Origin of the sequence: Rickettsia bellii RML369-C, from assembly GCF_000012385.1 — a bacterium.
Lineage (GTDB): Bacteria > Pseudomonadota > Alphaproteobacteria > Rickettsiales > Rickettsiaceae > Rickettsia > Rickettsia bellii.
In genome coordinates, this window is sequence record NC_007940.1 from 255,965 (window position 1) to 272,038 (window position 16,074).

Sequence of the window (16,074 nt, forward strand, 5' to 3'; positions counted from 1 at the left end):
CGGGCAATGCTTCCTCACAATGACGTATATTACCCCTCACTGCCCCCGCTATCCTCTGCCACAGAACTCTCTTTATTAGCCACAGGACGGTTCTTATTCGATTTTTTATTACGATATCTGCGTTTTGTCTTTTTTGGTAGTGGTTTTTCTTCTACTACTACACCATCATCTGTAATCTCTACTTCTTCCTTTACAACACTTACTACCTGATCTTTTACCTCTTTTATTTCAGGTACTTTTTTCTTTTCTTCACTGACGACGTTATTATTATTGCCTGTTTTCCATTTATACTTATTTTTACGTAGCTGCTCTTTTTTAGGCTCTTCTTCGGTATAATCAGCACTATGATTTTGAATCACCGGCTTACCAGCATTGAGGTTATTATTATTTTTCTTTAATAATTTTACTTTTTCGATTGAATAGCTATCAGATGTAGCGTTAGGATCAGAATAAAAATTGAGCCTTATATTATATTTCTCTTCAATAAACTTTATTTCCTGACGTTTATTATTAAGTAGATAAATCACCGAAGAAACATTAGCAAAAACATTTATTATATCAATTCTATCTTCGAAAATTTCATTTTCAATAGTACGCAAGATTAGCATAGCATTCGACTCATCGGCTCTAACAACACCTTTGCCATTACAATGAGAACAAATTGAAGAATTAGTTTCTAGGAAAGAAGAACGTAATCTTTGCCTTGAAAATTCAAGCAATCCAAACTGGCTAATATTACCGGTTTGTATACGTGCACGATCACGACTTAAGAATTCTTTAAAAGATCTCTCAATAATTTTACGATTTTTTGTTTCATCCATATCAATGAAATCAACAACTATAAGACCTGATAAATCTCTAAGCTTAACTTGTCTTGCTATTTCTTTTGCTGCTTCTAAATTAGTTTTTAAGGCTGTTTCTTCAATATTTTTTTCAGAAGTTGATCTACCGGAATTCACATCTATAGAAATAAGAGCTTCAGTTGGATTAATAACAATATATCCTCCTGAAGGTAAAGTTACCACAGGCTGATATAGCTTAATTAATTGTTCCTCTACTTGAAACTTAGTAAATATAGGAGTTTTACTTTTATGCTCTTTAAGTTTTGTCATCTCTGAAGGTAGCAAATCTTGCATAAATTTTGCCGCATCTTCATATGCTTCTTGCCCATAAATTATGACCTCTTTGACATTATGATCACACATATCACGTATAGTTTTACGTATTATGCTATCTTCTTCATGAATAAAGCAAGGAGCTGGAAATTTAACAGTACTCTTACGGATTTTATTCCATAACCTTGATAAATAGCTATAATCTTTTTTCAGGTCCAAAGTACTACAACCTCTACCTGCTGTCCTGATAATTACGCTATAAGGACTCTTATCGCCGTTTACTACCTTATTTAAAATATTCTTAAGTCTTTTTCTTTCATCACCATTTGATATTTTACGAGATATACCATTTTGTGCTGCTTTATTAGGCATTAAAACACAATATTTACCCGCTAAAGATACATAAGTAGTAAAAGCTGCACATTTATTTCCACGCTCCTCTTTAGTAACTTGAACTAGTAATATTTGGTTTTTTCTTATTACGTCTTGTACTTTATATTGCTTATATTGAGGAATATTTTCTTCCTTATCGCTTTGGATAATTTCAATATCATCTGCTGCTTCTAAATTAAGCTCTGACTGAAATTTACTCTCTACTAAATCCTCTATAGCCTTTAGATCGATTTCTTCACCATCAATTAATGGGTCATATGAAGTAGCTGCCCGCACCTCATCCTCATCATCAAGAATGATATTAGGTGGTACTATCTCAGGAAATGCGTTAATTGGAAAATTCTTCTCTGATGCAGGTAAATTATAATAATTGGGATGTATTTCGCTAAAAGGCAAAAAGCCACTTTTATCCATACCATATTCTATGAACACAGCTTGCAAAGATGGCTCTATTCTCGTTACTTTTGCTAAATAAATATTACCTTTATTTTGTTGTTTTCTTGTTGTTTGAAATTCAATATCTTCTATATTATTGCTTTGTCCCAATAAAACTACTCTTGTTTCATTTGAGAAATTAGCATCAATTATTATCTTTTTATTCATTAATCTCGCTCACTAACTCGAAGAATAAATAATTAATATAACACCTTAAGCATATCTTGTATTAATCTATTTAAATAAGTACCTATCTTTTTTTGGATTCTGTGCATAACCATAGGTAAATTAAGTAGCGAATTATATTATTATTTTTCTTACATTAAATTATTTATCATATATAAAAACTACATTAGATATTTATTTTATATATCTAATGCTATATAAGCTCATCATACTAAAATATTAACTATAAATATCTTAATGAAAAAATCTCTTTAATTATTTAGAATAACTATTTATACTAAACTCTGTATATCTAAAATAGTTTTAACCTTTGTATCGTATCTTGATACAGTAAACTTATTAACTATGAGTTATATACCATGTATGTATGTTTAGCAAACACTTAATTTATGACTTTAAAAAACGATTATAAGACAATTTTATTTTCACTTTTGGGAATATTTATTTTTTCTTGTATTAATGCTACAAATTTTTATACTTCTAAAATTTTCTTACTTATAAATAAAGGTTTAGGTGGAGAAGAGATAAATAATATCAATCAAACTAAATTCCTAGGCTCAATAATTGCTGCTTTCGCTTTAACCCAGCTAATCAATAAATTAAGTAATAAAGTAATTATTATTACTAGTTTAATATTGCTCATTCTTTGTACTATTAACTTAGTCTTACTAGATGATTTTACTTTCATTAAAATTAACTTTATTCTAATCAACGCAGGAATATTTGCATATTTCACCTCAACAGTACTAGAGATTATTGAAACTTCCGGCGAGAAAAAATATTTTTTCTTAGCTTGTGTAATATTATTATGGGCATGCGGAAATCTAATAATAAACTTAATAAGTCAATTCATTAACCCAACAAATAATACCATAATAATTTGTGCTTTATTATACTGCATCAATATTTTAACTGAGTTTCTACATTCTAATCCCACTATCCACACTTTGAAATTGAATTCAAAATTTTCATCTTTGATAAAAAATGTGGAATTACAGATATTAACGGGATTTGTAGTGTCTTATGTTACCTTAGATATATTTTGGTATTATGAAGCGTTTGCTTTAAAAAAAGAATTAGCATTAATTAATCTATCACTAATATTGAAATATATTTTTACAGGAATATTTTTTTCCATAATACCTATTTGTTATCTAATAAATAAAGCAAATAAATATTTAGCTAATTTCATATTAACTTTAGTCCTACTCATATGCTTTATTCTATTACCACTACATGGTTGGAACAAAAACCTAAATATATTATATGTTATATTGATCGGAAGTTGCTTAGGATCAATTTTTATTTGCAATATTTTAATATTGATTGATAAATTTAAAGGATATGAATTTAGAACAGCATTATTTTCATACTTTTCTATGTGTAGCGTAGGTATTTATGCTGGTGCTTTATCTTCTAGCGTTCCGTATGGCACAGTTAATGGTAGTGATTTCCTATTTTCTATTTCTGCTGTAGTTGGTAGCTTTGTCGTTTATCATGCTTGGTATCTTATTAGCTACAGATTATATAATATGCCTACAAAATGAAAAACTCCTTAAATAAAAGAGACATCTCAATATTAATCGGTAATGCATTAGATCATTTTGATACCGTGCTTTATGGATTTCTCGCTCCACTTCTTGCCGGCATTTTCTTCCCGAATCACGATAAAATAGTAGCGTTAATTTTAACTTATAGCGTTCTTGCTACTTCCCTATTTACTCGCCCTATAGGTTCTTATTTTTTTGGAGTAATTGCTAAAAAATATGGTGGAGTTTTTGCATTATCTCACTCTTTAATCGGCGTTGCTTTAACCACTGCTTTAATAGGATTGATACCCTCACATGCTCAAATAGGCTGGCTTGCACCGCTATTATTAGTCGTAATTAGGACTATGCAGGGTATATATTCTGAAGGAGAATGTGCTATTGCTAAGTTATTTATTTTAGAGAATAAAGAAGGAAAAAAAGCCTTTAAAGCTTCTTACCTTTATAATACCTCTACCATGTTTGGGATTATCTTCGCATCTTATATCAGTACTATAGTTTTAAATACTGATTATAACGGTTACTGGCGGGTATGCTTTATATTTGGCGGACTTACTGCACTTGTCGGTTATTTTTTAAGGAAGAGCGAAATGTCATTGCGAGCGACTAAAAGGAGCGTGGCAATCTCATTTCATTATCCCGAGATTGCTTTGTCAAAACTTGCAGTTTTTCCTCGCAATGACATAATAAATAACCTACTCACAATATGGAATAATAAGCTAAATATCATACGAATCAGCTTTGCCGTAGGCTTTTCATATATGACCTACATAGTGCCATTCGTCTTTATGAATAGCTTTATTCCTCTCATTACTGATATTTCCTTAGAAACAATGATGAAGTTTAATACGGAATTTCTGATTTTTGATATGATTATGATTCCAGTAATCGGGAATCTAACCAAAAAATTTCATTATCTTAAAATATTAAGAGGCACTCTTATATTAATGATTTTAAGCTTAATTCCCCTATGGTGGTTTTTAAATAACTCATCAATATGGTATGTTAATTTTGTTCGCATATTTATTATATTAGCCGGAGTTAGCTTTCTTGCCCCATTAAATTGCTGGCTAAATGATCTGTTTAAAACTGCCGATAAATATATGCTAGTTGGTATCGGCAGTAGCATCGGCTCTTCACTAATCGGACGGCTTGCTCCCTCCACATGTTTAATGCTCTGGCATATCACAAATAGCAGTATATCGATTGCGGTTTATATAGTCGCAATATCGCTAATAGCTTTGTGGTGTGTTAAACCTAAAGTGAATTGAGATATTCCTCAGGCGTCATACCTATAATCTCTGTTAGTTCCTGATAACAATCATCATGGACAAGATTGCTAAATTTAGTTTTGTCATGATCGATTAACGGAGCATATAAGTGAGCATTTTCTTTTATAAAAGAAATACCTTTCTTAAATTCATCTTTATTATTACGGTATTTTTTTGCTATTTCATCAAATATAAAGCTATTTATGTCTTGCATTCTATAATTGTGAATACCAAAACTACCCGTAAGTAAACCATAAGTAATATCATTCTTTTTATATTCGATAACTTCTCTAATATTTTGTAATAACGAATCCCTAATATTTGCATTTAAGTTTTCTTTATATGTGTCATTCTTTAGCATAATTAATATCCTTTTTATATTTTGTGTACAATACAAGTACTACTAAAAATATAAAAAGTAAATTAGTTTTCTACTATGAATAAAAATATTTATAGAGCTTTCATAAAATGATAATGATTTTAATCTACGAGTTAATTGCAACTTTTTTATTACAATAATTCTACTTTTTAAATCAAATATTAATAATCGCTTATATTTTTTAATAAAATATGTTCTTATTAATTAATAAGAATTAAATATTATTAAAAATATGTCTAAAGCTGTAATTAGTGAAAAAGCAGAACCTAGAGAATTAAAAGCACTATACATAGTAGGTCCTGAAATTGAACCCGATCCTGAAATATTGAAATTATATGATAGAAAAGACTGTTTAGTAGTGGGTGATGGAATAGATGATGCTGATATATATGCAATATACTTGGAATTAAAAAAACATAATGTACAAATAGGTCCTAATACCAGAATTGATATTGCAGCACATGGTAAGAGAGTCGATAAGAAACATTATCTACGATTAAGTACAGAAGAAGTTACGGAAACAAAAAAATTTTTACAACAATTACAAGGTTCTTCACCTATTGATCCTATCTATGTTCATCTTTGGTCATGTTATGGAGGAACAGCAAATAAGGATATAGCATTCTTAAATCCAGGAAGTATAATAGTAACTCATGTCAAATCTCAATATAGTTCGTTTGGACCAGCGGATAATTTTGCTCATTTACATTCTATTACCCGTTATATAAATGAAAAAAATCTAACTCCACATTTGCAATATTTATATGACCAGCTTGAAAACTATCAGGCTACTACGTTTAATCAAAAAGAAAGTGATGGTCGTATTGTAAAATTTAAGACTACTCGCACTCCTGAACATGATTCAATGGCTAATATTATTTCAAATATTTTAGAACAAAAACAATCTGAAGAATTATTAAAGGAATTTCAAAATTATTTAAATAAAGAAGCAGAAAATTTTTCTAAGTTATTTGGAGAATATTTAGCTTCAGAGGATAAAGAAAAATTCCAACATTATACTAGTAATATTTCTGATAAAGATTTAAAAAATTATGTTACAGGTTTATTACTAAATATAGCCAATTTAAGTAATAAGAATAATATAAAAGATAAAGAAAAAATATTAACTATCTTAAATAAGATAGTTAATATTTTAGGTACTTCACTTTTAGCTGTTACTGTTAGAAATAATAATGTAGAACTAACTAAAGCTTTACTAAATAAAGGAGCAGATCAGCATGCTAAATATACAAAAATAGATATGTCACTTTTATATATTGCGTGCTTGAATAAGTCAGTAGATATTGCTAAATTATTACTGGAATATAATGTTGATCCTAATTATCCTACTACTGATAATGATACTCCCTTATTACAAGCCTGTGAAAAAAAATCTCCAGAACTCGTAAAAGCTTTATTAGCAAAAAATGCTGATCCTAATAAAGTAAGTGATAGAGGGCTTAGCCCATTGATTGTTTCTTGTATTAATCCATCAGAAGAATCTAGAGAAATTGCTCTTAATTTACTCGCTAATAAAAATATTAAAGTTAATATTTTAGGACCAAATGATTTTACACCATTAATTTTAGCTTGTTACAATAATTCTGAAAGGGTAGTACAGGCTTTATTAGATAAAGAAGCTGATGTTAATGCAAAAGATAAAGATGGTTTTACCCCATTATTTGCAGCTTATAGAAACCATTCAACAAAAATAACAGAACTTTTATTAGAGAAAGGAGCAAATCCTGACGTCATTAACCCTAAAACCAAGTCTTCTATTTTATATAATGCTTGTAATGAGGGTGATTTAAATATAATAAAACTTTTATTAAAGCATAAAGCTAATCCTAATTTAACTACTTTTGATGGAACTACTCCTTTAATGGCTGCATGCGAAAAAGGAGATTTAGAAATAGCTGCACTTTTACTAAAGAATGGAGCTGATATAAATAAATCAAATAATAATGGAGATAATGCTTTATTTTTAGCATGTAAAAATGGTAATTTAGAGCTGGTAAAAATGCTTGTAGAAAATGGTGTAGATTTAAAGAAAGGAAGCCGAGGAATGATCGCAAGTTCTATTGCTAAAAAGAACGGTTATGAAAAAGTAGGAGCGTTTTTAAAAGCAGAAATTAAATCTCAAAGAACATTAAATACTAATCAATCAAATAATCCGCTTCCACCAAAGCCGCCACGTCTTATTAAAAATACTACCACGCAAAACGAAGAGAATAAAAAAACTTGGATAAAGTCAGAAGCTAATTTAACTTTGAGTCAGCCACATTACAATTTCCTTCAATCAAATAGTGAAGCTAAAAGCAGAGCATTAAGAGAAATAAATCCGTTAATAGAAGCAGCGATAAAAGAAGTAGATAAAGTAAATACAGTTAATGTTGCAGTACGTGAAGAAGTACAAAATATTTTATCAAAAGAATTACTAAGAATTCCTATTAATAATTTAGTAGATAATAAAAAAGGAATAATAAATCAGATTACTAAAGAATTAAAATTAAATAACAGCCAAGATAACAATAATAGAGAATATAAAATTTCCCAGCAAAGTTTAAAAGAAATAGGTAATAAAATATTTGCAGCATATGGTCATAAAATACAGCCGCAATTAACGAACACCACAACTCATAGATGGCAAAACTATATTAAAACTACTAATAATACCAATGCCAATAAAAGTAATTATTTGGGGAAAAGATAAACTTATAATATTATTTTTTCCTAACAGGGCAAGAAATTTAAGAAATGGTTATCCCCTAATAATTTAATTTTTTCTTTCTGCTCGTTTTTTTCAAATTCTTCAAAAGTTTCAGTATCTATTACTTTTGATATTTCATATTCAAAAATTTTCTTGTCAAAAAATTTTTCTACTTTTCTATTTGGAAAATATTTAGCATTTTTTATAAATTTATGTAAATGATCTAACTTTTGCATATGCTCTTCTAAAAAATTTTGGTTATTTTGTATAGAATTAATATTTAAAGTTTCAAGTTTTAATTTGATAAATTCGGCTATTTGTTTATATGGTTGATTGTTAAGATTTTGACTTTGCTTAGACAATATTGAACGATATTTTGAAGAAATATTCATACCAAAAATAATCTCTGCTCGCTTAAAATCTTTCTCATAAAATGCTGTTTCAAGCTGAATAAAATTTTGTAATTCTTTGTTATCTGTTAAATTGATTATATTCTTACTAAACTCACCAACACTATTGCGTTTTACGCTCATATCGGGGTTATAAGGTGAAAGTATTTTTATCCCTTCTAAATTATGCCGAGTGGCAAGCAATTCAACAAGACTATTACCATTTTCGTCTTCAGCATTAGGATTTCCGCCTGCTTCAAGCCAAGCTTTGAATGCTGCCATATTATTTTGTTTAATTGCTTCAAAAGGGGTAGGTATAATTTTATTAGGCATTTATTTTATAAAGATTAATTAAAAGTTAATCTATCAATATACGTAAATTACTAAAAAATCAATTAATTTTATTATGTGTAGTGTTTTTGCTACCAACAATTAAAAATAGGTTAAGATATGAGTAGGTTAACAATAACTAATTCTAATAATGATTTAAACCCTATAACGATCGGTAATTCTCAATGTATGTTTACATTTAAAAATACCCTTACCTCAGAAAGTAATGTTACAATTATTAATGATAATAGTAAGGGTAGAGATTTGAGTTATACTAAAATCTTTTATAATTATGGCGGTAATGATGTTGAGATTGAAACTAATAATGAAGGAATTATTTTTAATAACTCAGTAGGAAAATTTAAGGTTGAAACTAAAGAAGCTATTATACCTGCGGATGGTTTTAAAATTACCTATCACAATAATCACGGTTTAAATTATACTATGATTTCTTATGATAATGGAATTATTGTTGAAATTAGTGCTGGTATAGTTAGAATTAGTAGTAGTGGTTTTGGAGATCGCCTTGAGTTTAGCAATTATTGTAGTGTTGCTCAGGTTACTTTGGAATCAGAAATTACTATAAGTAATCATGGAGAAAATCTAATCGACTTTATTATTCAAAAAGAAGGTTGCACTAAAAATGAACCTATAATATTTAATAATTATTGCTCATTTTTACCGGATATTTTTATTAAAACTGATACAATATTTAATAATTTATGTCCATATAGTAAACTGAATTCTATTAATATTGCAAAGGGAAAAAACTTTGAGCAAACGTTGAATGACCTAGATATAAATGAGTTAACACTAGAATCAGCAGCAAAAATACAATTTACTCATAATAGAAGTAATTATAAATTCATTAATCCATCCCCAAGTAACGATTTAGTGATTAGGAATTTGTATAATATTGCAGAGGATGCTAAAAATATTAATACGATTGAAGATTATAGTGCTAAAAAAACAGGAGATTATGATTTTTGTCATCTTACGGCATTTAAATTTTTAAATTCTGACGTATCACATCTAGGAGATATTCCTCCTGATTCGCAGTGAATAACGAATTATTTTAAAAGCTCGATTTATCTCGCTTTTTCTGGATTTCTACTTTTAGCTAAGAATGACACCAAGAATGTTTTCCGCTTTACGTGGGACAAGCCTCATACGGGAATGATATAAAAGCTATCTGATAACATTAATTTTTTCTCACATTGACACTGATTTTTTAAATTATTTAGTGCTATTTTACTGTAGACAGAATATTAAAAAAAGAAGAAATGGTAGCGAGGGAGGGATTTGAACCCCCGACACACGGATTATGATTCCGTCGCTCTAACCAACTGAGCTACCCCGCCAAGGATGTGTTTTTATTGTGGATTTTGCTGTAAATGCGATATTTTATTGTTCTTCAGTTAGTCTTAATTTCGTCCAATCTAAAAGCGTGTTCGGTATCATCTAGTTAGCTTGTACCTAGTTATTGCATGGCTTCAATGTCATTCTCGCCTAAGGCTTGCCCTGCGTGGATCAATTTTACCGTCTGAGCTAAGGAAATTACGAAGTAATTGACGAAGCAATCCAGTAAAAAATGCTAACTTATAGCATTTTTTATTATTTTTTCTGGATTGCCACGCTCCTTGCAGTCGCTCGCAATGACGACTCTCGACCTACGCAACAATACCGCCACGGGATGACGCAGAGGACGTTTTTCAATCCCACGCAATAATGCTTCACCTACACGAAAACGAAATAAAACAATAAATTAACGTTTAGAGAATTGTGTTTTCTTACGTGCTTTATGTTGCCCGTATTTCTTACGCTCTACTACTCTAGAATCACGTGTTAAGAAACCACCTTTACGTAAAACAGCATGAAAGTCTGGAGCTGATTGTGCTAATGCTTTAGATATACCGTGCAAGATAGCACCTTTCTGTCCTGAAATACCACCACCTCTAACTGTACAAACTATATCATACTGATTATTAGTTTTCGTTAAAGTAAAAGGTTGCAATATAGTTTTAACTTGCGTTTCAGAAGCAAAATATTGATCTAAACTTTTTTTATTAACAATTACTTGCCCTTTTCCTGGTTTAAGCCAAACTCGTGCTATAGCGTTTTTTCTTTTACCAGTGGCATAGAATCTACCTGAGTTATCCATTTTCTCTTTAGGAGTTTTAACTGTTTGTTTATCAGCAATTAAAGCTTCCTTATTTAGCGGCTTTTCTACTTTGTCTGTTTTAATCTTTAACGTTGTCATAGTTGATTACTTCTTATTTTTTGGATTTTGGCTTGCAAAATCATAAACTACAGGCTGCTGCCCTGCGTGCGGATGTTCACTATTTGCATAAATATATAGATTACTCATTTGCTTAGCACCTAAAGCATTTCTTGTAATCATTCTTTTAACTGCCATTTTAATGACTCGCTCAGGGTGTTTACCACTTAAAATTTTACCTGCAGTAGTATCCTTAATACCGCCTGGGAATCCCGTATGTCTATAATATATCTTCCCGTCTTTAGGATTTGCTTTTTTACCGGTTAATGTTACATGCTCTGCATTGATTATGATTATATTATCACCACAATCCATATGAGGAGTAAAGCTAGGTTTATGTTTACCACGAAGCATATTAGCAACTCTACTTGCAAGTCTCCCAAGTACAACATTTTTTGCGTCTATAACCCACCATTTTTTTTCAATTTCCGATGGTTTTGCAGAATAAGTTTTCACAACAATATCTTTTTAATTAAAATTTTTGAATAAAGATCTAAAGCCATATTTAATAGCATTAATACCAGTAGTTTGTCAAGTTATATTTAGTACTATTTGTTTCCAAATATTATTTTTCTATCGGTAGAAAAATATAAGTTTTTATTAGCAGTTAAGCCATAATAATGGATATTATTAATGATTTTAGTAATATTTGGCACTGTACCTAAATGATCATTATTATCTAAATCAAAGCTATATAAAACACCACTCATAGAAATAATATCTAGGCTGCGGCTGCCGTTATTCTCTGCTATAAAAGGTGCTAAGAAAGTAGAAGCTTTGAGTTTTTTGGAATCTTTTCCATCATTTAAATCAGCTACAAATTTTACTAAGCTTGTTTCAGGATTAAAAGCAGCTACCTGCCTTGCATTATTTGTGACAAATAAACTATTACCGATTAAGGATGTTGATTGAATATCCTCAGCATTTACTTGCCAAATAGCTGCTCCTGTATCGAGATTTAATTTAATAAGCTTACCAAGCCCTGTTGCTATATATAAATTATTATTATCATAAATAGGAGCACATAAAATGCTAGCTTCTTCAAAATTTGGTATAGCTACATGATCGAAACTTGCAAATTCAAAATTCCATTTTACTTCACCATTTTTTGTATTTAATGCAAGTATTTGTCCGGAATTATAAGTTATTATTACACTATCTTTATGTACTATCGGTGTCATGAAATAGCTTGCTGATAGAACTTCAGCTAAGCTCTCATGCTCCCAAACATTTTTTAAAGTTTCAGCATTTAAAGCTGTTGTTTGATTGCTGATTGTTTGGACTAAAACCGTGCTATCATTTAGCATAACCGGTTTTGTTCGGATGATATCAGGAAGCTGTTTTCTAATTATTTCATAACCTGTTTTTGCATCCAGTACTACTAACAATCTTGAACCATATGTTACATATAATTTGTCGTTATAATGTAAAATGCCGCCACCAATGTAATTATCTTTTTTATTTCGGCTTAAATTATAAGACCAAATAACTTTATTTTTCTCTATAGAAAATGCTGAAACATTTGACCTTATATCTAACGCATAAATCATATTACCTACAAAAACAGGCTCTGTAATGGTTTTATTTTTAACAAAATCATATCGCTTGTTTTTTAACATATTTGGATTAAATGCATATATATTTGCACTGTTCCCTAAATATATTGGCTCGTTAGATTGCAGAGATAATTTAGGAGTTAATTCAACTATATTTTTTACTCTTTTTGGACCAAGTGCGTTACATGCACTTAAAATAATGAGCGGTAATAATAAACTTACTATTTTTTTGATCATATTTCTCCTTTAATTCTATTATTTAGCTCTATCTAAGCCTGCAAGCAAAGCTTTTGCTTGATCTTTTAGTAAATCTGAAGTGTTATTTGATGCTACTAAACTTCTTAAATTCTTTTCTGCTTCTGCAAGCATATTACTCTTAATATCCCAAATAGCTTTCATAATATTTGCCGTAGCCCAAAAAGGCTTATTTTCATCATCAAAATAATTTAAATATTTCACTAATTTTTCTTTGTCAGCAATATCTAGCTTTTCGTCATCGATAACGAGACTACACCATGCAATACGAGCATATGAAGTGACGATTTCTGAATATTCCTTATTTTCAATAATCTTACTAAGTAAATCTTTGGCTTCCGAATTTTGTTGCCCTGAAAGTTTTATAGCAACTTGCTCTAGTAAAGCAATCTCTTTTATCTTAGTATCACTAATGCCAACTAAATTTTCCAAGGTACTAATAGCAAGTTCCTTATTGCCTTGCACAGCTTCTAAATTAACTGCTTTAACAAAAATATCACCATTTTTTTGGTTATTTTCAATTTGCTTATTTTTATTGTTATTATTAATGACCATTATAGTAATAGCTATTAAGGCAATAATTATTACTATAGGTAAAAGTCTTTTAAAAAAAATTAGCCTTTTTTCTTCATTTTGATCATTTAATACTTCGTCTAGAATATCTGTCATATTTTTTATTTTGATTTAGTGGTACAGCCAAATTTGAGCTTAGCATCTTCTGCCATTTTTTTAGATGCAGCTGTTCTATTATTACCTGGGAATTCCTTATTCAGCTTATCAAGTATATTGCAAGCTTCCGTAGTCTTTTTTAATTCGCCAAGTGAAAGTGCTAGCTTTAATAGAGCGTCAGATGATTTTGCTCCTTTTGGCGATTCTTTATAACCTTTCAAGTAATTGACAGCAGCCGTATTATAATCTTTTTGTTTAAAAAAGCATTCTCCATACCAAAAATAAGCATTACTAATCATCGAACTCTTAGGATATTTTTGGATAAAGTTTTTGAATTTATTTTTAGCATCATCAGTTTTATTATCTTTGTAAGAAGCAAGAGCTAAATCATAAGCTTGTTTATCAGGTGCAACATCCTTGTTAGGTTCGGGAGCAGTTTTTACTTCCTCTACGTTATTAGGCAGATCTTTAAGCAGACTTACGTCAAAAATATCAGGGGTATTTTGATGATCTGTTTCCGAAGTTTCAGTGTTTTCACTTAATTGTGGAACATTAGAATTTTTGCTTAATATATCAATTTTATGTTGCAAAACCTCAATTTTACCAATCAATCTTCTAATTTCTTGCTCTTGCTCATCTAATCTACTTTCAAAATCATTACTTGCTGCATATTTTAAAGGTTGTCCCTTTATAGTGCCACTTTCTGCAAACGTTAATAATGAAAATAAAAGAGTAAATATTAAAATAACTAGCTTCATATTATTTTTTTATTTTTACAATAATGTTTCTTATAATACTGAAAATTTTCTAACATTCCACATGTTTTTAAAAATCTTATAATAAACTATCATATACCGCAGATATTTTATATTTCGATGCTGCCGTCATAAGCAAAAGTCAGTATAATAGTAGTTCCTTCATTTATTTTACTTTGCAAATCAAATTTACCATTCATAAGCTCAACTAACTTTTTAGTAAGGGGTAGTCCAAGCCCAGTACCTTCATATTTGCGGCTAAGTTCACTATCAATCTGTCCAAATGTTGATAAAGTTTTTGGAATATCTTTTTCTTCAATACCAATACCGGTATCTATAACTTTTATATATACTAATTTAGCTAGCTCATCTTTTTCCATTGTAATAGTAACACTTCCGCCGGCATTCGTAAATTTCACAGCATTTGATAGAAGATTTAAAAATACTTGTTTAAGTCTTTTTGGATCTGCCTTTATAACGATATGCTCTTTCGGTGACTTGTTAACTAATTCTACTCCAGCTTGATCAGCACGAGGCTTAACAAGTATAAGTGATGAGCTAACCAGTTTATTTAAATCGAGATCAATACTATCTACTTTTAATTTATCGGCAGAAGCCTTAGAAAGATCCAAAATATCGTTAATCATACTAAGTAGATGCTTACCAGCATCATTAATATCTTTAATATAATTTCTACTTTTTTCTGGATCTTTTTCTGACATTAAAATTTCAGAAAAACCTATTATGGCGTTAAGAGGGGTTCGTAACTCATGACTAATATTGGCAAAGAATTTTGTATTTGATGAACTAGTCTTTTCTACCTTTATTATTTCAGCTTTTAAATTTCTATTTGTTACTAGCTGCTCTTCGATAATATGCCTAGCATAATTGGTATTACTAACAATTATAGTACAAAATATTATAAAGATAATAATAAAAGTTATAAAAACTTTTTGCTCAAGAGATATTATATTTTGCCATTGATTAGTAATATTAGTATTAATCTCAAGTATTGCATCTACTGGAAAATTGTTTAAATCACTACCTATAATAGGTATATAGCTAGTAATAAAAGAGGCTTTTTTTTCTGTTAAATCATTTTCATTCTGAATTATAACCTTGGGAAGTAATATATGGCTGGTAATACCTTCAAGAGCACTTAACAAAGGTGCTTTTGCAGTAAGAGATCTAAAAAAATATTTATCAATTTTTGCGGTGAATATTTCAACTAAACTATCATCTGGATAATTATCCACACTATACATATTTAGCATATTACTGGTAATAAATTTATTACCGTTAAGATCATACAGAGAAATATTAATATCAAGATTAGTAAACCAATCAGCGGTAATAATGACAAAATCAATGAATTCTTGATCTTGTAATAATTTTAAATAGCCAAATTTATGTAATTTATTAATTACATTTTCATGAGCATTCCAAATATTGCGGGTATAAAGACAAGCAATTTTAGTGTTTTGTAAAGCTACCTGTTTTACTATCATCTCTTTTATCATAAAATAACGATAGAACATCATATTTATGACAATATTAAGAAACAATACAACAAATGATAATCTGACTATATATTTATTATGGTTCATTATCACCTTATTTTTCTTTTAAAAGAAGCATTTTATACATTCAATATCGTCCCCGCATGAGGTTTTGCACAGATAAAAAAGCGTCTTCGGTGTCATCCCGTGTCTTGTCCACGGGATCCAGAAAAACAATTAAAAATATCAATATCATTGATATTTTTAACTGGACCCCGTGGTCAAGTCACGGGGTGACATAGGTGGG

General features: G+C 29.6%; 13 protein-coding genes, 1 tRNA gene and 1 pseudogene. 4 read left to right on the forward strand and 11 right to left on the reverse strand.

Annotated features, from left to right (window positions below; genetic code table 11):
- Window positions 1–29: 29 nt before the first annotated feature.
- Entirely contained in the window at window positions 30–2,111 is a 2,082-nt protein-coding gene (locus RBE_RS01125) for an Rne/Rng family ribonuclease (RefSeq protein WP_011476910.1), read from the reverse strand.
- Window positions 2,112–2,518: 407 nt separating this feature from the next.
- On the opposite strand from RBE_RS01125, the gene RBE_RS01130 reads away from it, so the two are divergent.
- Both RBE_RS01130 and RBE_RS01135 read left to right on the forward strand, forming a co-directional pair.
- The gene (locus RBE_RS01130) at window positions 2,519–3,676 is read left to right on the forward strand and encodes an MFS transporter (RefSeq protein WP_011476911.1); all 1,158 of its coding nucleotides are present in this window, start codon (window positions 2,519–2,521) and stop codon (window positions 3,674–3,676) included.
- A complete protein-coding gene (locus RBE_RS01135; protein ID WP_011476912.1) occupies window positions 3,673–4,947 on the forward strand; it encodes an MFS transporter in 1,275 nt (424 codons plus the stop codon). The genes RBE_RS01130 and RBE_RS01135 overlap by 4 nt, the downstream gene beginning before the upstream one ends.
- On the opposite strand, the gene RBE_RS01140 is transcribed toward RBE_RS01135, so the two are convergent.
- The gene (locus tag RBE_RS01140) at window positions 4,934–5,308 is read right to left on the reverse strand and encodes a hypothetical protein (RefSeq protein ID WP_011476913.1); all 375 of its coding nucleotides are present in this window, start codon (window positions 5,306–5,308) and stop codon (window positions 4,934–4,936) included. The two genes, RBE_RS01135 and RBE_RS01140, sit on opposite strands and share 14 nt — an antisense overlap.
- A gap of 250 nt (window positions 5,309–5,558) precedes the next feature.
- On the opposite strand from RBE_RS01140, the gene RBE_RS01145 reads away from it, so the two are divergent.
- Window positions 5,559–8,039, forward strand: coding sequence for an ankyrin repeat domain-containing protein (locus tag RBE_RS01145; RefSeq protein WP_011476914.1), 2,481 nt, complete (start codon window positions 5,559–5,561; stop codon window positions 8,037–8,039).
- A gap of 20 nt (window positions 8,040–8,059) precedes the next feature.
- On the opposite strand, the gene RBE_RS01150 is transcribed toward RBE_RS01145, so the two are convergent.
- A complete protein-coding gene (locus RBE_RS01150) occupies window positions 8,060–8,758 on the reverse strand; it encodes a hypothetical protein (RefSeq protein ID WP_011476915.1) in 699 nt (232 codons plus the stop codon).
- Window positions 8,759–8,875: 117 nt separating this feature from the next.
- Between RBE_RS01150 and RBE_RS01155 the strand changes: the two genes are divergently transcribed.
- Window positions 8,876–9,817, forward strand: a complete 942-nt coding sequence (locus RBE_RS01155; RefSeq protein WP_011476916.1) for a hypothetical protein — start codon at window positions 8,876–8,878, stop codon at window positions 9,815–9,817.
- 222 nt (window positions 9,818–10,039) lie between these two features.
- Here RBE_RS01155 and RBE_RS01160 read toward each other — a convergent pair.
- The 8 genes and pseudogenes from RBE_RS01160 to RBE_RS01190 all read right to left on the reverse strand — a co-directional run bounded on the left by RBE_RS01160 (window position 10,040) and on the right by RBE_RS01190 (window position 15,875).
- Window positions 10,040–10,116: transfer RNA gene (locus tag RBE_RS01160), tRNA-Met, on the reverse strand.
- 174 nt (window positions 10,117–10,290) lie between these two features.
- Window positions 10,291–10,401 (reverse strand): annotated as a pseudogene (locus tag RBE_RS09680) (lytic transglycosylase domain-containing protein); the annotation flags it as partial.
- A 119-nt stretch (window positions 10,402–10,520) separates the two neighbouring features.
- Window positions 10,521–11,015 (reverse strand): 30S ribosomal protein S9, encoded by a 495-nt coding sequence (rpsI, locus tag RBE_RS01165; protein WP_011476917.1) that lies wholly within the window; start codon window positions 11,013–11,015, stop codon window positions 10,521–10,523.
- Between the two features lie 6 nt (window positions 11,016–11,021).
- On the reverse strand, window positions 11,022–11,489 hold the full coding sequence (gene rplM, locus RBE_RS01170; RefSeq protein WP_011476918.1) for a 50S ribosomal protein L13: 468 nt from the start codon (window positions 11,487–11,489) through the stop codon (window positions 11,022–11,024).
- A 92-nt stretch (window positions 11,490–11,581) separates the two neighbouring features.
- Entirely contained in the window at window positions 11,582–12,826 is a 1,245-nt protein-coding gene (locus RBE_RS01175) for a PQQ-binding-like beta-propeller repeat protein (protein WP_011476919.1), read from the reverse strand.
- Window positions 12,827–12,844: 18 nt separating this feature from the next.
- Window positions 12,845–13,513, reverse strand: a complete 669-nt coding sequence (locus tag RBE_RS01180) for a DUF2659 family protein (protein WP_011476920.1) — start codon at window positions 13,511–13,513, stop codon at window positions 12,845–12,847.
- A 5-nt stretch (window positions 13,514–13,518) separates the two neighbouring features.
- Entirely contained in the window at window positions 13,519–14,271 is a 753-nt protein-coding gene (ybgF, locus tag RBE_RS01185; RefSeq protein WP_011476921.1) for a tol-pal system protein YbgF, read from the reverse strand.
- 107 nt (window positions 14,272–14,378) lie between these two features.
- Window positions 14,379–15,875, reverse strand: coding sequence for a sensor histidine kinase (locus RBE_RS01190; RefSeq protein ID WP_011476922.1), 1,497 nt, complete (start codon window positions 15,873–15,875; stop codon window positions 14,379–14,381).
- Window positions 15,876–16,074: the final 199 nt, after the last annotated feature.